Raw genomic sequence first — 20478 nt, forward strand, 5'->3', positions numbered from 1 at the left:
CAAATAAAATAGGGAAAGTTTGTGCAATTTATCAGCCCTGCTGTCTTTGCGGCCAGGGCGTTTTATGAAATAAAGGAGGCCTCTGACCCATGGGTCAAACCATTCTCTGCCCATACTGCCTTTCCAAGGTGGACCTGGGCCGGCCGGATTGCCCCTTCTGCGGCAAAGAGCTGAACAATATGAATCCTCCGGGCACCCTGCCCTTTGCCTCGCTGCTGGCAGGCCGGTACACCATCGGCCGCCATCAGGCTACCGATGGTGAAGGCGTTCTGTACGAAGCGGTGGAAAACACCGGCGGCGTGCGGGTGAGCGTGAAGGAATACTATCCGGTGACATTAAGTGTGGGCCGGGATGAAAGCGGCCTTGTGATGCCTAAAGAGGGCAGGGAAGTGCTGTTCAAAACCACCCGCATGGACTTTGCGGACCTGTATCGCAGCATCCAGCGCATCACACCGGCCACCGGTCTTGCCGCCGTGCTGGATGTGGTGGAGGAGAATAACACCGTCTATGCAGTGCTGGAGCAGGTGGAAGGCGAAAGCCTGAGCCGCTATCTGTCGGAACACACCCAGAATCTGGACCCGGCCCAGGCGCGTATTCTGCTGCAACCCATCATGGAGGGTGTGGCGACCATGCACAAGGCAGGGCTGGTCCATCGGGGTGTTTGCCCGGATAACATTATCCTGAGCCCCGGCGGTACCCAGGCCCGTCTGTGTGGCTATGCTACCCTCGGTCTGCGCACCGCAGGCAGCGAACTGAAAAGTCAGCTGTATGACGGTTACTCTGCTCCCGAGCAATATTCCGCGGCCGAGTTTGAGGGCCGCTATACCGACGTATACGGCCTTGCAGCGGTCTTCTATCGGCTGCTTACCGGCCAGGCACCGGTTCCGGCCAATCAGCGTCGTGTGACCGACAGTTTGCAGCCCGCCCGCGCGCTGGAGCCGGAGGTTCCCGGTTATATCTCCGTTGTGCTTTCCGCGGCTATGCGCATGGACCCGGGCAGCCGGATCCAGAATGTGCCGGAGCTGATGGGCGCGCTCACCAGCCAGCGTGCGGCGGACAGCATCACCCCGCCGCAGCGCCAGCCGGAGCGCGCTCCTGCCCGGGAACAGCATATCAGCATTAGTACCCGCACGCTGTTTACCGGTTCGCTGCTGGTGATTGCAGTGCTGTTTGCACTTCTGATGTGGAGCATTCTGGGCCGGGATGCCCCTGCCCCGGCTTCCAGCAGTGCGCCGGCTTCCTCGACCAGCCAGAGCACGCCGCAGGTACTCACGGTGCCCAATGTGGTGGGCCTTTCCTATGAGGACGTACAGAGCAATCTGGAATACACCGCCGCGTTCCGCTTTATTGCGGTGGCTCAGGAATACAGTTCGGAGTACGAAGCCGGAATCATTCTGGAGCAGTCGCCTCAGGCAGGCACAGAAACCAGTGAAGACCGCCCGCTGATCAGCGTGGTGGTGAGCATGGGGCCGGAGCTTGTGGAAGTCCCGGATATCAAGGGCTTTACCCAGGAGGCGGCCCAGCAGGAGCTGGAGCGCGCGCACATCAAGGCCAGCTTCTCGATGATCGACAACAACGGCGAATATGCCAGCGGTTGTGTAGTTTACACGGACCCGGAGGCGGGAACGGAGATCGATGCGGGTACGACCACGGTGAACGTTTATATTGCCAAGGAGCGGGATATCCCGCAGGTGCCGGACCCCACGCCGGAGCCTACTCCTGCACCTACGCCCAGCCCCAGCCCTTCGCCAAGTCCGGAACCTTCTCCCAGCACGGTTCCTGCAGGATAAGATAAAAAGTAAAAGCCACCACCAGCAAAGTGTGTCTCCCGTGGAACGCTTTGCTGGTGGCTTTTTGTCGTGAATAGGAATAAAAAAATCCCCCGCCCGAAAGGGCAGGGGATCGGTGCAACGATTAGTCGCTCACGTAGGGCATCAGAGCAACGTGACGGGCGCGCTTGATAGCGACAGTCAGCTCGCGCTGATGGAACGCGCAGGTACCGGTCACGCGGCGGGGAATGATCTTCGCACGCTCGCTGACGTACTTGCGCAGGCGAGCAACATCCTTGTAATCGATGTGCTCAACACGGTCTACGCAAAAGCTGCAAACCTTCTTACGGCCGCGGCGCATGGGGCGCTGGGGACGGCCTTCGGTTCTCTCAAAAGCCATGGCTTGTTACCTCCTGTTAGAATCGATTCATGTTAGAACGGAAGATCCTCGCCTTCGTCGATCACAGCAAAATCATCATTGCTGCCGGCGGAGTAAGTGGGGGCTGCCTCCATGGGAGCCTCGCGAGTGTATTCCGGGCGGGCGCTGCTGTAAGCACCGCCATTACCGTTTCCGCTACCGCCCTTGCCGCCGGCGAAGTTCACGTTGTTTGCAACGATCTCAAACGCCTTGCGGTTGTTGCCGTTCTTATCCTGATAGCTCCGGGTCTGAATGCTGCCGTCAACGGCGATCAGAGAGCCCTTCTGGAAATACTTGCAAACGAACTCGGCGGTGGAACGCCAGGCAACGATGTCGATGAAATCGGCCTGACGCTGCTCGCCCTGCCGCACAAAGCTGCGGTCTACGGCGATGGTAAAGGTGGTTACGCTAACGCCCTGGGGGGTGTGGCGCAGTTCAGGGTCAGCCACGAGCCGGCCCATCAAAGCTACAACATTCAGCATTGAAAAATGCCTCCTTATTCAGCCTCGGCCACGATCATCGTACGCAGTACGCCGTCGGTGATCTTGTAAACGCGATCCAGCTCGGCGGGGAAAGAGGGCTCGCTGGTGAACTTAATCACGGTGTAGACGCCTTCTTCCTCGTCGTTGATGGGATAAGCCAGACGGCGCTTGCCCCAATCGTCAACAGAATCGATGGCACCATTGGCCTCGATCAGGCTCTTGAACTTGCCAACCAGAGCGGTGGAAGCCTCCTCATCGAGAGCAGCGCTGGTAACCAGCATGGTCTCATACTTTGCCATTTCTGTGCACCTCCTTTTGGACTTATGGCCCGGCAAAAACCGGGCAAGGATCACTGCCTTCGCAAGGCAGCAATTCATTATATCAAACACAGAACGTCAGTGTCAAGCTGTTTTTTGAAAAAATATCAGCTTTTTTACGCCCTGCGCCGATACAATGAATCTGATTTCTATGATACAATAAAATTGACCAAAAGAAAAGGGAGGCTGCTGCACATGAGGGTAAATGAACGAAAGCTGATGGTGCTGCTTTATGCGGCAAGTTTTCTGCTGCTCTGGAAGCTTTACTGGGCCTTGATTGGTCTTGTTTGCAGCGGGCAGGCAATCGCATGGGAGAATGTGCTGTTTTTGATTTCCCTTTTGGGGGTACCGCTGCTGCTCGTGCCGGGCAGCTGGCTGGTGGGAAACGGGCTGAAAAAGTTTCTGGAGCAATAGTTTTTACACTGCCTTGAAATATAAAAAGACACAAGAGCGGGAGCCGGGGGAATTTTCTCCGGCTCCCGCTCTTTGCAGAAATGCAAACCAGACATGTTGAAAATACAGACAAAATCCATTGTCAATTTGGACAATGAGTCTGCGCCGCAGGAGTAAAACTCACGGCGTTTCTCCAAAAAATGGCAGACCCCGTTGACATTCTTGCTTTAACTGGATAAACTTAAAAATCACTACCACGACAACGTGCGAATGCGGGCGGACGTGCCGTGGGCAGACACTTCATAGAAGGGGAGAAAACGAATCATGAATACGCTTGTCATCGTGCTGATCGCTGCGGTGTGCCTGGTGTGCGCCTACGCTCTTTACGGCCGCTGGCTGGCCAAGACCTGGGGCATTGATCCCAAGGCCGAGACGCCCGCCGTACGCCACAAGGACGGCAAAGACTATGTGCCCACCGACGGCTGGACCGTGTTCAGCCACCAATTTTCCTCCATTGCAGGCGCCGGCCCGGTTACCGGTGCCATCCAGGCAGCGGCCTTTGGCTGGCTGCCCGTATTGCTGTGGATTCTGCTGGGCGGTATCTTCTTCGGTGCAGTCACCGACTTCGGTGCACTGTATGCCAGTGTGAAGAATGAGGGCCGCTCCATGGGCCTTTTGATCGAGAAATACATCGGCAAGTTGGGCCGCAAGCTGTTCCTTTTGTTCTGCTGGCTGTTCACTCTGCTGGTCATCGCCGCCTTTGCGGATATGGTGGCCGGTACCTTCAACGCCTATACAGAGCCCGGTGTTCTGGCCGAAGCGGCTCAGGTAAATGGCGCGGCCGGTACCATCAGCTTGTTGTTCATCGTGTTTGCCATGGTTTTCGGCCTGCTGCAGAAAAAGTTCGCCTTCACCGGTTGGAAGGAAGGCGCTGTGGGTCTGGTTTGCACCGTGGCTGCTCTGGCTCTGGGTATGGCCATGCCTCTGATCGCGGGCAAGGAAGCCTGGGTCTACATCACCTTCATTTACATTTTCTTTGCGGCTGTGCTGCCCATGTGGCTGCTGAAACAGCCCCGCGACTACATGACCACCTTTATGTTCATCGGCATGATCGTCGGTGCGGTGCTGGGCCTGCTGGTGGCGCATCCTACCATGAACCTGCCGGTTTACACCGGCTTTAACAATGAAAGCCTGGGAACCCTGTTCCCCATCCTGTTCGTTACCGTGGCTTGCGGCGCGGTGTCCGGTTTCCACAGCCTGGTGTCCTCCGGCACTTCCTCCAAGACCGTGAGCAACGAAAAGGATATGCTCAAGGTGGGCTACGGCGCCATGGTGCTGGAAAGCCTGCTGGCCGTGCTGGCTCTGTGCGTGGCCGGTGCAGCCGCGGCGGCGGACGGTACTCCCGCAGCCGGTACGCCTTTCCAGGTGTTCAGCAACGGTGTGGCCGGCTTCTTCCAGATGTTCGGCGTACCCGTGTATGTGGCCCAGTGCTTCATGACCATGTGCGTATCCGCTCTGGCACTGACCAGTCTGGACGCGGTTGCCCGTATCGGCCGCATGAGCTTCCAGGAGCTGTTCAGCCTGGATGATATGAGCAAGGCCGAGGGCTGGCGCAAGCTGCTGTGCAACACCTACTTTGCCACCATCATCACTCTGGCAGGTGGTTTTGTGCTCACCCGCATCGGCTATTCCAACATCTGGCCTCTGTTTGGCTCCGCCAACCAGCTGCTCAGTGCACTGGTGCTGGTCACTCTGTGTGTGTTCCTGAAGGTTACCGGCCGCAGCAACAAGATGCTGTTCCCGCCGCTGGTCATCATGCTCTGCGTCACCTTCACCGCTCTGGTGCAGCGCCTGATCGCCCTGGTCAAAGCTTACCAGGCAGGCAGCGCCACCTTCCTGGTGGAGGGCCTGCAGCTGATTCTGGCGGTGTTGCTCATCGCGCTGGGCCTGACCATTGTGATCAACTCGCTGCGCGCCTATGCGGCCGCCCGCAAAAACAGCGAGACCACTGCTGCCTGATTCCGGTCTTTGATCCGGATGGAAGGATAAACAACCCCAAAAGCAAGGACAAAGCGCCCGGCCTGGATGTTCTCCGGGGCGGGCGCTTTTCCGCTCTATATAAAGTAATAATAAGATCCCCGGCGGTTGGATACAGCCGCCGGGGATCGATTTGCTTTTTATGTGCTTACAGCATGGTGGTCAATACCGGCCACAGTGCAAACATGGAAACGGCATAGATGAGTGCGGTGCAGGCGACCACACTGATTACAGCACCCGCCACGCTCACACCGCCGGCCTTGGTCAGAGCGGCGGTGGGGTCTGCGTTCTGGGAAGTTTCCAGAATACGGCGGATGTTTGCCGCACCACGACGGCGGTAAAGCCAGAGAGCGAACATTCCCTGCAGGAACATGAGCACGATGTTCAGCGTGCTGGATATCGCAAGCAGGATGTTCAAAGGCTGTTCGGGAATGGCGGCCGCCATGGGATGGCCCGCATAAGCCATGAGCTGCAGTACGACGGGAATGCGCAGCACCGCATTGATGGCCAGTAGCACCAGACCCTCAGTCCACATCTTGCGGTAGAAGAAATAGAAGGGGCCGAAGAAGAAGGCAGCAAAGGAGGCCGACACCTTGCGGCCGGTGGCCTGCATGGATTTGAAGTTGGTTAGATAGTAGGCGGCGTTTTTGCCCAGATAAGCTGCCCAATGGCGGGCCTTCACGCCCTCCAGCTCCTCCTCCGGGTCCACCCGCAGGCCGCCGGGAACAAAGTTGGCCTGAAAGGCGCCGAAGGGATTGGAGTAATCCGGCTCATTGGGGGCGAAGGGGTCCTGCTGGCCGGAGCCGGGGCCATACTGAGGCGGAATCTGCCCACCAAAGCCGCCGTAGGGCGGCGGGGGAGTCTGACCAGCGGCCGGACCGCGCCGGTCCGGTGTTCCGCGCAGCGGCGCACCACAGTTTTCGCAGAACAGGCCGGTGGCCGGGTTGGGCGCACCACATACCGGGCAGGCCAGCTGCGGGTCGGAATAGCGGGCGGAATCCGCCCGGCCCGCTTCTGCTGCCTGGCTGGCGGCGGGGTCGGGTTTCCATTCAAAGCCGGTGCCGTGCTTGGACGCATACACGCAGCCGCCCTGCTTCTGGTAGCAGGCCCGGTGGTAAGGCGCGCCGCATTCGGGGCAGACCACAATATCGTCGGTTTCGGTGAAGGGCTGCTGGCACACAGGGCACTTGCAGCCGATGTAATTAGACATATAAATAAACCTCCCAGGTGGGGAAAAATACATGTAAACACATTTTAACGCAAAACGCCGGAAATTGCAAAACAAAAATCCCGCGGGGAAGTGGCTTCCCCCTTGCTTTTGATAAAATTTTTTGGTATGCTGATAGCTGTATAAGTTTGTATTAATGTATATTCTATAACAGAAAGGTTTTCCCATATGATCACGATCGACGAATTGAAAATGCAGATGGGCGGCCACAAGAATGCGGTGGACGAGCTGGGCGATGCCCTGGCCATCGCCGCCAGCGAGAAGCGGGTGGCCGAGCTGGAGCACAAGATGACCATGCCCGGCTTTTACGATGACGCCGAGGCCAGCCAGAAGGTGTTTGCCGAGATGAGCTCGCTGAAGGGCAAACTGGAGCGCTACACCAAGCTGAAGAGCCTGTACGACGATGCCGAGACCATGCTGCTGCTGTGCGAGGAAGAGAACGACCCGGATCTGATTCCCGAGGCCGAGAGCGCCGTGGAGGCGGTGGCCCATGCGGTGGACGAGCTGCAGATGATCACCCTGCTCAGCGGTGAGTACGATAAAAACAACGCCATCCTCACTTTCCATGCGGGCACCGGCGGCACCGAGGCTCAGGACTGGGCCGATATGCTGTTCCGTATGTACAACCGCTGGGGTGTGGCCCACGGCTACAAGGTTTCCACTCTGGACTATCAGGACGGCGACGAGGCCGGTCTGAAGAGTGCTTCCATCCTGGTGGAGGGCCCCAACGCCTACGGTATGCTGAAGAGCGAGAACGGCGTGCACCGTCTGGTGCGTGTGTCTCCCTTCGACAGCCAGAGCCGCCGCCAGACCAGCTTTGCCTCTCTGGAGGTCATGCCTGAGATGGACGACAGCATCCAGGTGGACATCCGCCCCGAGGATATTGAGATGCAGGTGTTCCGTTCCTCCGGCGCCGGCGGTCAGCACATCAACAAGACCTCTTCTGCGGTTCGTCTGATTCATAAGCCCACCGGCATCGTGGTGAGCTGCCAGACCGAACGCAGCCAGTTCCAGAACCGCGACACCGCCATGAAGATGCTGGCTTCCAAGCTGTATCAGATCAAGGAGCAGGAGCACCTGGATAAGATCAGCGACATCAAGGGCGTTCAGAAGGAGATTGCCTGGGGCCACCAGATCCGCAGCTACGTGTTCATGCCCTACACCATGGTTAAGGACCACCGCACCGGTTACGAGAGCGGCAACGTGCAGGCTGTGATGGACGGCGATCTGGACGGCTTCATCAATGCCTATCTGAAGGCTGCCAGCCGGGGCGAGCTGCAGGACGTATAATCGTCCCACCCACCGGCATCCATACCAATCGACAAAAGGCACAGGGGATTTGCCCTGTGCCTTTTCTGCACGGATTTTTCAATGAAATATGGAATTTTACTCCTGTTTTTCAACTGTTGTTCGGAAAATGGCTCCATTGTGCCGAAGCGGAAACCGTGGTAGCATAAAATCAGAACAAACGACAATCGATGAGCGGCCAAAGCCGGGAAAGGGGCGAAGAAAATGGAACAGAACATGGGAAAGGTGATTCAGGCAAAACGACGCGCCAAGGGCATGACCCAGGAGCAGCTGGCACAGCTGGTGGGGGTGAGCAGCGCGGCGGTGAGCAAATGGGAGACCGCCAGCGCCCTGCCGGATGTGGCGCTGCTCTGCCCTCTGGCCCGTGCGCTGGACTGCACGCCGGACGAGCTGCTGGACTTCAAGCCTCAGCTTACCGAGCAGGAGGTGGATGCACTGGGCGAGACCGCCGAGTGCATGTTCCAGGCGGGCAAATGGCAGAAGGCCTGGGATTTCTGCGAGGGGCGGCTGCGGGAATATCCCGGCGATCTGTATCTGGCGTTTCGCTGCGGCGGGCTGTATGCCAAATATCTGGCGGTGAGCGGCCAGGAGGAGCAGGCCCACAAGCAGCTGCGCAGGGCCATTCAGCTGATGGAGCGGGCCTGCGCACTTACAGACGAAGAAAACCAGCGGGCGGCGCTGCTGTCACTGGCAGGATTGTATGTGCTGGAGGACCGGCTGGATGACGCCATGGCCACGCTGGACCGGCTGCCCGGCTGCAATCAGGATGCTCAGAATATGCGGGCTTCCATCCTGCTGCGGCAGGGCAAGCTGGACGAGGCCGAACAGCTGGAGACCGCGAACCTTTCCGTTCATCTGCACAATGCCCAGCTTAGTCTGCTGGGGCTTGCCAACATTGCCAAACAGCGGGGCGACGAACAAAAGCAGTTGGAGCTGCTGGACCGGATCGACCGGCTGATCGAGCAATTCCCGGACCCGGAGGGCGGGCAGGGCATCGGACGGGTGGCTTCGCTGCGCCGGATAGAGCTGTATGCAGGCCTTGGCCGGTGGGAAGAGGCCCAGCGGGAGACCGAGCGGTTTGTGGCCGACAGCATCCGGTACCCTGAGGGGGACTGCAGCGGCAGCTGCCCGGCCTGCAGCGGAGGAGCCAGCAGGGCCTTTTTGATGCAGAATGCGCTGCAGATGCTCACCGAAGCGAACCTGCCCGCCCAGCTTACCGAACAACCGGACTGGCGGCGAGCGGTAGAACGGTTGGAGCAGGCGGTACAGACCGCCCGCGCGGAGGAAAACTCCTGCACAACTGGAATCAGAGTTGAAAAAACAGAGCGTGATTCAAACTGCACCTCCATTGTGTAAGAAGCGAAGAAGGCGCTATAATAGAACCGGAATCCATTCAAGAAGTGGGGGGAAGATCTGTGAAGGAAAAGTATAACGTGACCGGCATGAGCTGCGCGGCCTGCTCTGCAGCAGTGGAGCGGGCGGTGAACAAGCTGCCCGGCGTGAAAAGCGCCCAGGTGAACCTGCTGGCCAATTCCATGCAGGTGGAGTACGACGAGACCGCGCTGGATGCCGCGGGCATCTGCAAGGCGGTGGAGCAGGCAGGCTACGGCGCAAGCCCGGCAAATGCCCCGGCGGCTGCAAAGGCGGCCGGGCAGCAGATCGGGGAAGAAGACCCGGTGGCCGCCGAACTGGCCGGAATGAAGCACCGGCTCATTGCTTCACTGGTATTTTTAGTACCGCTGATGTACGTGTCCATGGGCCACATGATGGGCCTGCCGCTGCCTGCCTGGATGCACGGGCAGGCAGGTGCGGTGCCCTTTGCGCTGACCCAGCTGCTGCTGGTGCTGCCCATCCTTTATTTAAACCGAAAATTTTATCAGGTGGGTCTGAAAAGCCTGTGGCACCGCTCGCCCAATATGGACAGCCTGATTGCCCTGGGCAGCGGCGCGGCGGTGATCTATGGCGTGTTCGCTCTGTACCGCATCGGCTGGGGCCTGGGCATCGGAGACCTGGCTCTGGTGGACCGCTACCGGATGGACCTGTATTTTGAGTCTGCCGGAACGATTCTCACCCTGATCACCCTGGGCAAATATCTGGAGGCGCGGGCCAAGGGGCGCACCAGTGCTTCCATCCGGGCGTTGATGGACCTTGCCCCCAAGACCGCGCTGGTGCTGCGGCAGGGACAGGAAGTGGAAATCCCCGCGGCTGAGGTGGCTGTGGGCGATACCGTGGTCATCAAACCCGGCATGCGCATCCCGGTGGATGGCGTGGTGCTGACCGGCCTGTCCAGTGTGGATGAGGCTGCCGTCACCGGCGAGAGCATCCCGGTGGAGAAAGGCCCCGGCGACAAGGTCATCGCCGCTTCGCTGAACAAGGCGGGCAGCTTTACCTTCCAGGCTCAAAAGGTGGGCGAGGATACCACCCTTGCCCAGATCATTGCCCTGGTGCAGGATGCCGCCGCCACCAAGGCTCCCATTGCCAAGCTGGCCGACCGGGTCAGCGGCGTTTTTGTGCCGGTGGTCATGGGCATCGCTTTGCTGGCCTTTGTGGTCTGGATGCTGCTGGGCCAGGGACTGGAGTTTGCGCTGGCACGGGCCATTTCGGTGCTGGTCATCAGCTGCCCCTGTGCGCTGGGCCTGGCCACCCCGGTGGCCATCATGGTAGGCACCGGAAAGGGTGCCCGGCTGAACATCCTTTATAAGAATGCCGAGGCGCTGGAAAACGCCCACAAGATCGATACTGTGGTACTGGACAAGACCGGCACCATCACCGCAGGCAAGCCTGTGCTCACCGATCTGATCCCGCTGGCGGGCCAGCGGGAGGGCGAGCTGCTGGGTCTGGCCGCCAGCCTGGAAAAGCCCAGCGAGCACCCGCTGGCCGAGGCGATTTTGAGTGCGGCGGAGGGGGCTGAGCTGCCCAGTCCGGAGCGGTTTGAGGCGCTGCCCGGCCGGGGTCTGCAGGCTACCCTGGGCGGCGTGGAATATCTGGCGGGCAATGCCCGGCTGATGCAGGAGTCCGGCGTGGAGATGGGCGATGCGGAAAAGAAGGCCGAGGAGCTGGCCCGGCAGGGAAAGACCCCGCTGTTCTTTGCCAGCGGCAAACGGCTGCTGGGCATCGTGGCGGCGGCAGACCCCATCAAGCCCACCAGCGCGGCGGCCATCCGTCAGTTGAAGGCCATGGGCCTGAGCGTGGTTATGCTCACCGGCGACAATGCCCGCACGGCCGCGGCCATCCAGAGCCGCCTGGGCATTGAGCAGGTGGTGGCCGAGGTGCTGCCCCAGGACAAGGAAGCCCAGGTGCGGGCGTTGCAGTCCCAGGGCCGTCGGGTGGCCATGGTGGGCGACGGTGTGAACGACGCCCCGGCCCTTGCCCGTGCAGATGTGGGCATCGCTATTGGTGCGGGCACCGACGTGGCCATCGACAGCGCTGACGTGGTGCTGATGAAGAGCGACCTGTGGGACCTGGTGAACGCGCTGCGGCTGTCCCGGGCTACCATTCGTACCATTCGGGAGAACCTGTTCTGGGCCTTCTTCTACAACAGCATCGGCATTCCGGTGGCGGCCGGTGTGTTCTACAGCCTTGGTCTGGTGCTGAACCCCATGATCGGGGCCGCCGCCATGAGCCTTTCCAGCGTGTGTGTGGTATCCAACGCGCTGCGGCTCAACTTCTTCAAAGCAAGCCGGGCGGAATCCGCCGCCCTGCCCAGTGAGGAGGCAACCCCTCATATTCCCGCGGCACAGCCGCCGAAAGGAGTTTTACACATGGAAAAGACGATTCACATTGAGGGCATGATGTGCCACCACTGCACCGCCCACGTGGAAAAGGCCCTGAATGCCATCGAGGGCGTTCAGGCCGTGGCCGACCTGGAAGGCAAGTGCGCCCGGGTGACCCTGAGTGCCGATGTGCCCAACGAGACCCTGGCCGCCGCCGTGACTGAGACAGGCTACGAAGTGACCGGCATCGAATAAGCCGCACAACAGACAGAAAAAGGCACGCAGCCCGTTACCCGGCTGCGTGCCTTTTTGTTTCGTATTACGATTGAAAAATCAGTTTCCCCGGACCAGCTCGATCACGCACTCACAATGTTTCGTGCGAGGGAACAGGTCTGCGGGCTGGGCCCGCAGCGGGCGATAGCCCCGGTCGGCCAGATACCGGCAGTCCCGGGCAGCGGTGGCCGGGTTGCAGCTCACCATTACAATGCGACGGGGGCCCATGGCGATCACCGCGTTCAGGGTCGCCTCGTCGCAGCCCTTGCGAGGCGGGTCCAGGCAGACCACATCCGGACGCAAGCCCTCGTCCGCCAGCTTTGCGGCGGCTTTGCCTGCGTCCGCGCAGAAGAAGCGGGCGTTTTCCACACCCATGGCGGCCGCATTGAGCTTGGCGCTCTCCACCGCCTCGGGGATGATCTCCACACCAATCAGCTCCTTGCAGTCCGCCGCCATGGAAAGCCCGATGGTACCCATGCCGCAGTAAAGATCCAGCAGGGTGTCGCCGGGCTCCAGCTGGGCGAACTGCCGGGCCACACCGTACAGCTGTTCGGCGGCGGGGGTGTTCACCTGATAGAAGGAGAGCGGTCCCAGCCGCACGGGCACACCGCACATGGTATCTTCGATGTAACCGGGGCCGTACAGGGAAATATTCTCCAGACCGGTGATCACGTTGGTTTTCTGACGGTTCACATTCAGCACGATGCTGCGGATGGCAGGAAAACGCTCGGTCAGCGCCGCGCACAGCTCCTGGGCATGGGGCAGCTTGCGGCCGTTGACCACCAGGCAGACCAGGATCTCGCCGCTGTGCCAGCCCTTGCGCAAAAAAATGTGGCGCACAAGGCCAGTGTGCTTTTCCTCCTGATAGGGGGCAATGCTGTGTGTTTCCATGAACTCGCATACAAATGCGGCGATCTGGTTCAGCTCCGCAGGCTGTAATTTACAGTCGGCGCAGGGGACAATGCGGTGGGTGCGGCCCGCGTAAAAGCCCGCGATCACGTGGCCTGCCGCGTCCAGACCAACCGGGAACTGGACCTTGTTGCGGTACCGTTCCTCCAGCGGAGAGGGAAGAATGGGCAGCACCGGGGTATCCAGCCCGCCGATGCGCCGGAAGGCATCCTCCACAAAGCTTTGCTTTGCCCGGGCCTCGGTCTCGTAGTTCAGATGGCGGAAGCAGCAGCCGCCGCAGGGCTTGCACACCGGGCAATCCGGCTCGATGTGGGCGGGAGAGGGCTGAAGCATCTCCTCCACGATGGCGAAGGAATAGCGGCCCATGTCCTTCACGATGCGGGCGTTCAGCACATCACCGGGAGCGGTGGCGGGCACAAATACCGCCTTGCCCTCGTAATGGGCCACGCCGCTGCCGTCGCTGGAAAGGCTCTCGATGGTTAATGGAATGATGGAATTCTTGTGAATGGGCACAAAAACGCTCCTTTTTTATTCGGTTTCAAGGGTGGTGACCAGGCCGAAGGGAATGAAGAAGCGGCCGGTCTCGTCGGGCTGCAGCTCCAGGCCCTGGCCTGCGAACTGGCTGTCCAGCGCATTCAGCGCCAGCTGCCCTGCCACCTGAGTAATCTGGTCAATGTCATAATACGTAGCAGCCATGGCAATGCCGTCGTCCACCAGGGCCTGAGCCAGTTTGGAATTTTCAGCTACGGCGGCAATGCGTACCGGCGCGTCGCCTTCCAGCCAGCCCAGCTGCCCGGCCAGGTCATACAGGAACCGGGCATCCCCGGAGGTGGTGCACAAAAGCAATTCCGGCTTTTGCTGCCCCGCCAGCGCTTCGGCGGTGAAGGGCAGAGGATCGTCGTTCTCATCCAGATATTCCAGAAGGTTGGAATATACCCCGTAATGCTCGCACTCCTGCAGGGCATAGTAGCTCAGTGCCTGGTGATAGGGGCCGATGTCACTCAGATAAAGGCTGTACTGCAGCAGCAGATCGCCGTTTGCGTCCGCAATGGCACCGCTGCGGAAGCCCATGGCCATCTCTTCGCCCAGCAGCTCGCCGCCCAGTGCGGGATTGCTGCCCACATACCACAGCTTGTCGTAATCCTCCATCTCCTGCAGCTGAGGGCTGCGGCCGACCACCACCAGCGGCACGCTGTGGCGGCGGGCAAGGCGCAGAAGCGCCGGGTCCAGAATGTCCTCATCCTCGCTCACGATCAGTACCTGTGCGCCCTGGTCAATCAATTCCCGGGCAGCGGGCTCATAGTCGGCGGATTCGTCCCCCAAAAGAAAGCGGACTCCGTTTTCCGCAAAGCGGTCCTCCAGTGCGTCCAGGTCCACATAGGGCAGTTCCTTGGGCGAGTGCAGGTAACCGATGGTGGGCTGGGGGTCAAAGTATCCCACGCTGAACAGATACAGCACGATGCACAGCCCCAGAGCGGCGCAGACGGCAAACAGCTTGGCAAGAATAAGCGCGATTCGTTTCATTGGCAGGTCTCCTGGAAGAGGTCAAGGCTTTTCGATGCTGCTCAGATAGCGGCTGGGCGGTACGCCCTTGGTCTTTTTAAAGACCCGGGAGAAATAGAACTGGTCAAAAAAGCCCACGGAAACGGCGATCTCGGCGATGGAAAGCTTGGAATCCCGCAGAAGATTGCAGGCCTCGCCGATGCGGTAGTTGGTTAAGTAATCGATGGGGCTCTGGCCCACATTGCTCATAAATACCCGATACAGGTGGCTGCGGCTCACGCCCACCGCTTTGGCAATGTCGTCGATGCTGATGTCGTGGGAATAGTTGAACTGGATGTACTTGATGGCTCCATGTACATACTGGGAGCTGGTGTTGCTCACCCGAGGGTCGAATTCATGGGCCTGCTTCATCAGGCAGGACAAAAACAGGTACAAATGGCCTACCATGGCAGCTTCGTGGTGGGATTCCGGGCCACGGCAATCGTAAATGGAGCGCAGCGCCTGCTTCAGGGATTCCGACTCCCCGCAGTGATACACCGGGGACTGATCGGTGAAGGGGGTCTGCTGCACCAGCTTGTTGGCAAACGCGCCGTTGAAGCCTACCCAGTAGTATTCCCAGGGATCGTTGGCATCGGCGCAGTAGCTCACCAGCTGATTGGGCTTGACCAGAAACAGATCTCCGGGGCCCAGAGCAAAGCTTCGGCCGTTCATGGTATACTGGCCGTGACCGCTCACCACCAGATGAATCAGGTAATGGTCCCGCACGCCGGGGCCCCAGGCATGGGACGGCGCACAGGACTGCAGCCCGCAGTTGAAGATGGACAGCTCTACATTGTCTGTGTAATGCTGTTTAAAGGATTGTTTGTAGGTTTCCGCCATAAAGAAGGCACCTCCGCAAGGTATCAAAAAGAAAAAGCGGCAGCCAGGGGGGACACGCGGTGAAGGGCGCGGCCTGTGGGCCGGAGCTGAAACAAGGGCTTTTCCGGCGGGCTTCCGCATTGATACCCAGTATAACAGAAAATTCAACAAAAGTCCATAAAAAATGCCGCACCCCCGAAAAACAGGGGTGCGGCATGCAAAATTGGTGCAAAAAGCAGGGGGAAATCAGCCCACCGGCAGGACCTCAACGATCTTGAGAACCACGCTGGCCTCACTCACGGATTCGTTGGACTCCTGCAGCTGAGCCAGCACGTCGGCGTCCTCCTCCAGCTCCAGCTTGACCACGGCGCCGGAGTGGCGGCCGGCCTTCTCCTCGGCGGTGGGGTCGGCGATGTCGTAGCTCATAATGGCGGTTTTCTCCCGCAGCACGTTGGCCTTGGTGGCGTTGTCGGCCCAGTTGAAGAAGATGTGGCTGTCATCGGCCACGCCGGGCACGAAGATGGCAATGTTGGGGGTGCCGTCCGCGTTCACGGTGGACACATTGCACAGGCCCTTGAACTGGCCGATGGCTTCCAGCAGAGCGGCCTGGTCCAGATTGGTGTACAGGCCGGTGGTGGCGCTGGCGGTGGCGGCAGCGTCGGCGGAAACTGCAGTCTCGCTGGCGGAAGCCGCGCTGGAAGCGGCCTCACTGGTGGCCTCACTGGCAGCTTCGCTGGAAGCGGCGCTGGTGGAAGCAGCGGAAGAGGCGGACGCAGCGGAGCTGCTGCTCTGGCCGCAGGCGCAGAGGTTGAAGACCAGGGTCAGGGTGAGCAGTGCAATGGCAAGCTTTTTCATGATGATACAGAATTCTCCTTTTATAATAAGTCCGGTAAATGGATTACAGGCTGTTGGCTGCGTCGTAGGCAGTGCGGATGGCGTTGGAAATGTCCGCAGCACGCTCGCCGCAGTCGCCCACGGCAATCACCGGGATACCGGCGGCCTTCAGGGGCTCGGCGTCGAAGGCTACCGGGCGGGCGCCCACGGCCAGAACCACGTAGTCGCAGGGGATGGTCACGGTGTTGCCTTCCTTGTCCTCACACAGGATGTGATCCAGGGCGATCTGGCTGACCTTGTGGTTCACATACTGCTCCACGCCGTAACGGGCGTAGTTTTCCATCAGAGTGGGCAGGATGGTGTTGCTCTCGCCGTTGGCGATCTTGTCCATCATCTCCACAACGCTCACCTTGCAGCCACGCTCGGCCAGGTATTCGGCAGTCTCACAGCCAACCATGCCGCCGCCGATCACGGCAACCTTGCCGTAGACCTGCTGGGCACCGGCCAGAACCTGCCAGGCATCGCACACATTGGTGTTCTCCTTGCCGGGGATGGCGGGAGCAAAGCTGGAAGCGCCCACAGCCAGGATCACAGCGTCCGGCTTCTCAGCCAGCACGTCCTCAGCGGTGACGGCTTTGCCCATGCGCAGGGTCACACCGGCGCTGGTGACCTCATGTACCAGGTTGGCAGTGGCACGGCGCATCTCCTCCTTGCGGGGAGGCACGCAGGCGATGTTCAGCTGGCCGCCCAGCTGGGCGCTCTTCTCAAACAGAACCACCTCGTGGCCCTTGGCAGCGGCCACACGGGCGGCCTCCATACCGGCCACACCGCCGCCGATCACGGCAACCTTCTTTTTGGTCTGGGCGGGGGTGATGGAGCGGGTCAGCTCGTAGCCGTTCTCCGCGTTCAGCACGCAGGACAGGAAGCTGCGGTTCTGGATGTTGTCGGTGCAGCCCTTGTTGCAGGAGATGCAGCGGCGGATATCACAGCCCTTGCCGGCCTCCAGCTTGGCCACCCAATCGGGGTCGCACAGCAAAGGACGGCCCAGAGCAACGATGTCGGCCTTGCCGCTGTCCAGCGCACGCTCGGCCATCTCGGGATCGATGATGCGGCCTACACAGCTCACGGGAACGTTCACGGCCTGCTTCACCTGACCGGCGATGTCCACAAAGAAGCCGTAGGGCTGTACGCCCATGGGAGGAATGGTGTCGGCCATGTTGCCGGTGTGATTGGCCTGGGCCACGTGCAGCATGTCCACACCGGCCTCCTCCAGCAGCTTGGCGAAATCCACAGCCTCGGCCAGGGGGATGCCGCCCTTGCCGCGTTCAGGAGTGATGACAGAGAACTTGTAGTCGATGCCCATGCCGGGAACCGCCTGACGCAGGGCCTTCACCAGCATCACAGCGAAGCGGGTGCGGTTTTCAAAGCTGCCGCCAAACTTGTCGGTGCGGCGGTTCATCAGGGGGCTGCACAGGCAGCCCACCAGCCGGTCACCGTGCACCTGCACAAAATCGATACCGGCCTTCTGAGCGCGAACGGCGCAGTCGCACATCTTCTGGATGATGTCCATCAGCTGCTCTTCGGTCACGTCAGTTACGTAATGCTCCATGTCGTGGTGCATCTTCTGGCGCACGCCCATCATGTCCTTCTTCTGGAACAGCTCAATCAGGGCGTTCACGTCGTATTCCGGGTGGAAGATCTGCACGCCGATCTTAGCGCCGTAAGCGTGCACGCTGTCCGCCAGATCCTTGAAGCCGGCGATCTGGCCGTCGTGGAACAGGCGAGGGGTGGGGGAGAAGGAGGCCACGGGGCTCACGTCGCCCAGCACAATGTAGGAAACGCCGCCCTTGGCCAGGCGGGTGTAGAAGGCCTTGCTCTGTTCGGTGATGCTGCCGTCGCGGCCTTCATAGCCGGTGGTCAGCGGGGGGAACATGATGCGGTTTTTCAGGGTGATGTTGCCAACCTTGATGGGGGTGAGCAGTTCCATGATAAGATCTCCTTTCCGATCTCAAAAAGCAGCGGTGCGGGCGTTTGGCCCGGTTTCTAAGGCCATTATAAGCCCGGGAATTGTTAAAAATATATCCCGTTTCTTGATGTGAATTGCGCAAAACTTGATGAAAAAGCGCGCTTTTGATAAAATAAATAAAAAGATTGGGAGAAAAATTGGGAGGAATTTCCATGGAAGAGAGGTATCGGCTGAAGCAGTGGCCGCTGGAGGCAGGCGGCGAGAAAGAGCTGGACGCGCAGAGCGGCCAGCTGGTGGTGCTGGTGAACAGCGGCAGCGGACGGCTGCAGTGGTCCGGCCGCAGTGCGGCCCTGGGACCGGACAGCATTGCCCTGCTGCGGCCGGGAGCAGTGGCCAGGGCCAGCGCGGGTGAGCAGGGCCTGGAGCTCTGGCAGCTGCGGCTGCAGCAGGGCCTTTTGGAGGAAATCTCCTGCCCGGGATGCGATCTGGAAGCCTGTTTTTCGGTGGTGCCTTTCCAGTGTGCGGTGGTTCGACTGAATACTCCGAACGCTACTCTGCTGCGGCGGCTGTATTCCATGCTGCAAAAGGAGACCGAGCAGCCGGATGCGCTGGCCGGAGGGGTCTATCGCCGGGGTCTGGTGGAGCTTCTGGTGGCCGGGGTACTGCGCTGCTGCGTGAATGAGGAGCGAAAAACTGCACTGGTGGGCCGGAAGCGCCTGGTGGTGGACGAGGTGTTTGCCTATATCAACGCTCATCTGGCCGAGCCGCTGCAGCTGAAGGACCTGGCCGCGAATTTTTATGTGAGCTCGGAGCATCTGGCACGCCAGTTCAAGCAGCGAACCGGCCAGACCCTGCATCAATACATCATAAAAGCCCGGCTGAGCCGCTGCCGGGAGCTGCTGTGCAATGGGGTGCCGCTATCAGCGATCTGGATGCAGTGCGGCTTTTCCGGCTACAGCGCCATGCTGCGCAGCTTCAAGCAGGAGTTCGGCGTAACTCCGGCAGAATATTATCGTCAGTGCTGCCAGCGGGCAAGGGAATATCCGGAGGAAGCTTTGCCGGAAACAAAGAAAAACAATGTATAACAAAATCCCCCGGCAGTCAAAAATGACTGCCCGGGGGATTAGCTTTTTAAAACAACTCAGCAATTGGCCAGCCGGTAGATTTCCAGGGCTTTTTCCCGGTTCAGGGGCAAAAAGCTGCCCAGCAGGAAGGTGTCGCCCCGGGTGCCCTTGTCCGCCATCTGGTAGAGCACCTCCTCCGGCTGTACACCCACGCCCAGCTCGGAGAAACAGGTGGGCATGCCCAGCGAATGGAAGAAATCTACGGTGCACTGGATGGCCTGTTCCGCTGCACTCTGGTCGTCGGGCTCGGTCACACCCCAGACCTGGCGGCCGAATTGGGCGAAGCGGGCGGGGTCCTGATGCAGGCAGTACCGGGCCCAGTGCCTCCATACCGTGGAAAGACTGGCTCCATGGGCCACATCGAAGCGGCCGCTCAGTTCATGGCCCAGCTTGTGAGGCGCAAAGTCAACCACAGCGCCCAGCCCGGTGAGTCCGTTGTGGGAAACGCTGCCGCACCACATCAATTCGCTCATGGCCTGGTAATCCCGGCTGTTCTCCAAAGCGGCGGGACCGTTCGCAATCACCGTGCGCAGCAGAGCTTCGGCAAAGGCATCGGTGAGCTGGTTGCCCTTGGTGGGGGTAAAGTACCGGTCCATGGTATGCATCATAATGTCCACAATGCCGCAGGCAATCTGGTAGCGGGGAAGCGTGTAGGTGAGCTCCGGGTCCAGAATGGCGAACAGCGGCCGGTTAAATGGGGTGCTCAGTCCCCGCTTGGTGCCGGTGACCTCATCGGTGAGCACGGCGGAATCGCTGGTCTCGCTCCCGGCGGCGGATATGGTCAGGACTACGCCCACCGGCAGGCTGGCGGTTACCTTCTGGCGGCCCAGCCAGAACTCCCAGATATCGGTGCCGGGGCAGGCTGCACCGTGGGCAATGGCCTTGGCAGTGTCGATCACGCTGCCGCCACCCACTGCCAGAATCAGATCGGCCCCGAATTCAATGGCCTGCTGCACACCCTGCCGGGCCAGCCCCAGCCGGGGATTGGCCTGAACGCCGCCCAGCGTCATGCAGGCAATGCCTTCCCGGGCAAGGTCTGCCTGAATCCGATCCAGCAGGCCGCTGCGTTTTGCGCTGCCTCCGCCGTATACCAGAAAAACCCGTTTTGCACCCGCCTGCTTGACCTGTTCCGCGGTCTGTGCTTCGGTTCCCTTACCAAAGATCACGCGAGTGGGGATATGATAAACAAATGCCTGCATTGCCAAACGCTCCTTTCTGTGCGGGGCACAAAAAGCTCCCGCTGCTGCTTTTATTCTACAAAAGGGGACGGGGCTTTTCAAGAGGAGCAAGGGGCCGCCTTTCCGCCGGAGCATTGACAGAAAAATCGGGCAGCACTACAATAAAAA

General features: G+C 60.1%; 17 protein-coding genes. 7 read left to right on the forward strand and 10 right to left on the reverse strand.

Going from position 1 to position 20478, the window contains the following annotated elements:
- Positions 1 to 89 precede the first annotated feature (89 nt).
- Positions 90 to 1790: a PASTA domain-containing protein gene (locus tag PH256_RS00550; RefSeq protein WP_270912553.1), complete on the forward strand. Its 1701-nt coding sequence runs from the start codon at positions 90 to 92 to the stop codon at positions 1788 to 1790.
- 124 nt (positions 1791 to 1914) lie between these two features.
- Here the strand turns inward: PH256_RS00550 and rpsR are convergent, their stop codons facing one another.
- From rpsR to rpsF, 3 genes are read right to left on the reverse strand one after another with little or no spacing between them, the layout of a single operon-like run.
- The gene (rpsR, locus tag PH256_RS00555) at positions 1915 to 2169 is read right to left on the reverse strand and encodes a 30S ribosomal protein S18 (RefSeq protein WP_187120513.1); all 255 of its coding nucleotides are present in this window, start codon (positions 2167 to 2169) and stop codon (positions 1915 to 1917) included.
- A 32-nt stretch (positions 2170 to 2201) separates the two neighbouring features.
- Positions 2202 to 2669, reverse strand: coding sequence for a single-stranded DNA-binding protein (locus PH256_RS00560; protein WP_058966578.1), 468 nt, complete (start codon positions 2667 to 2669; stop codon positions 2202 to 2204).
- A 14-nt stretch (positions 2670 to 2683) separates the two neighbouring features.
- Positions 2684 to 2968, reverse strand: a complete 285-nt coding sequence (rpsF, locus tag PH256_RS00565) for a 30S ribosomal protein S6 (RefSeq protein ID WP_270912554.1) — start codon at positions 2966 to 2968, stop codon at positions 2684 to 2686.
- Positions 2969 to 3082: 114 nt separating this feature from the next.
- Here rpsF and PH256_RS00570 point away from each other — a divergent pair, with 114 nt between their 5' ends.
- Together PH256_RS00570 and PH256_RS00575 are read left to right on the forward strand one after the other, a co-directional pair.
- Positions 3083 to 3400, forward strand: a complete 318-nt coding sequence (locus PH256_RS00570) for a hypothetical protein (protein WP_270912555.1) — start codon at positions 3083 to 3085, stop codon at positions 3398 to 3400.
- Between the two features lie 303 nt (positions 3401 to 3703).
- A complete protein-coding gene (locus tag PH256_RS00575) occupies positions 3704 to 5398 on the forward strand; it encodes a carbon starvation CstA family protein (protein ID WP_087184248.1) in 1695 nt (564 codons plus the stop codon).
- A 166-nt stretch (positions 5399 to 5564) separates the two neighbouring features.
- Here the strand turns inward: PH256_RS00575 and PH256_RS00580 are convergent, their stop codons facing one another.
- Positions 5565 to 6626 carry an RING finger protein gene (locus PH256_RS00580; protein WP_158096403.1) on the reverse strand — a complete coding sequence of 354 codons (1062 nt, stop codon included), beginning with the start codon at positions 6624 to 6626 and terminating at the stop codon, positions 5565 to 5567.
- Between the two features lie 186 nt (positions 6627 to 6812).
- On the opposite strand from PH256_RS00580, the gene prfB reads away from it, so the two are divergent.
- From prfB to PH256_RS00595, 3 genes are all read left to right on the forward strand, one after another.
- A complete protein-coding gene (prfB, locus tag PH256_RS00585) occupies positions 6813 to 7934 on the forward strand; it encodes a peptide chain release factor 2 (protein WP_087184246.1) in 1122 nt (373 codons plus the stop codon).
- 222 nt (positions 7935 to 8156) lie between these two features.
- Complete coding sequence (locus tag PH256_RS00590) at positions 8157 to 9308, forward strand: helix-turn-helix domain-containing protein (protein ID WP_270912556.1); 1152 nt, start codon at positions 8157 to 8159, stop codon at positions 9306 to 9308.
- A gap of 59 nt (positions 9309 to 9367) precedes the next feature.
- Complete coding sequence (locus PH256_RS00595; RefSeq protein WP_270912557.1) at positions 9368 to 11920, forward strand: heavy metal translocating P-type ATPase; 2553 nt, start codon at positions 9368 to 9370, stop codon at positions 11918 to 11920.
- 78 nt (positions 11921 to 11998) lie between these two features.
- Here the strand turns inward: PH256_RS00595 and rlmD are convergent, their stop codons facing one another.
- The 5 genes from rlmD to bilR form a co-directional block, all read right to left on the reverse strand.
- Complete coding sequence (gene rlmD / locus PH256_RS00600; RefSeq protein WP_270912558.1) at positions 11999 to 13360, reverse strand: 23S rRNA (uracil(1939)-C(5))-methyltransferase RlmD; 1362 nt, start codon at positions 13358 to 13360, stop codon at positions 11999 to 12001.
- Between the two features lie 15 nt (positions 13361 to 13375).
- Positions 13376 to 14371, reverse strand: coding sequence for a hypothetical protein (locus tag PH256_RS00605; protein ID WP_270912559.1), 996 nt, complete (start codon positions 14369 to 14371; stop codon positions 13376 to 13378).
- Between the two features lie 21 nt (positions 14372 to 14392).
- Positions 14393 to 15229, reverse strand: coding sequence for an AraC family transcriptional regulator (locus PH256_RS00610; RefSeq protein WP_270912560.1), 837 nt, complete (start codon positions 15227 to 15229; stop codon positions 14393 to 14395).
- 225 nt (positions 15230 to 15454) lie between these two features.
- Positions 15455 to 16063: a hypothetical protein gene (locus tag PH256_RS00615; RefSeq protein WP_270912561.1), complete on the reverse strand. Its 609-nt coding sequence runs from the start codon at positions 16061 to 16063 to the stop codon at positions 15455 to 15457.
- Between the two features lie 43 nt (positions 16064 to 16106).
- The gene (bilR, locus tag PH256_RS00620) at positions 16107 to 18029 is read right to left on the reverse strand and encodes a bilirubin reductase, long form (protein ID WP_270912562.1); all 1923 of its coding nucleotides are present in this window, start codon (positions 18027 to 18029) and stop codon (positions 16107 to 16109) included.
- 191 nt (positions 18030 to 18220) lie between these two features.
- Between bilR and PH256_RS00625 the strand changes: the two genes are divergently transcribed.
- Entirely contained in the window at positions 18221 to 19093 is an 873-nt protein-coding gene (locus PH256_RS00625) for an AraC family transcriptional regulator (protein WP_270912564.1), read from the forward strand.
- A 56-nt stretch (positions 19094 to 19149) separates the two neighbouring features.
- On the opposite strand, the gene PH256_RS00630 is transcribed toward PH256_RS00625, so the two are convergent.
- Entirely contained in the window at positions 19150 to 20331 is a 1182-nt protein-coding gene (locus tag PH256_RS00630; RefSeq protein WP_270912566.1) for an iron-containing alcohol dehydrogenase, read from the reverse strand.
- Between the last annotated feature and the right edge of the window lie 147 nt (positions 20332 to 20478).

The sequence above is a fragment of the Allofournierella sp. CML151 genome, assembly GCF_027853465.1.
GTDB lineage: Bacteria > Bacillota > Clostridia > Oscillospirales > Ruminococcaceae > Allofournierella.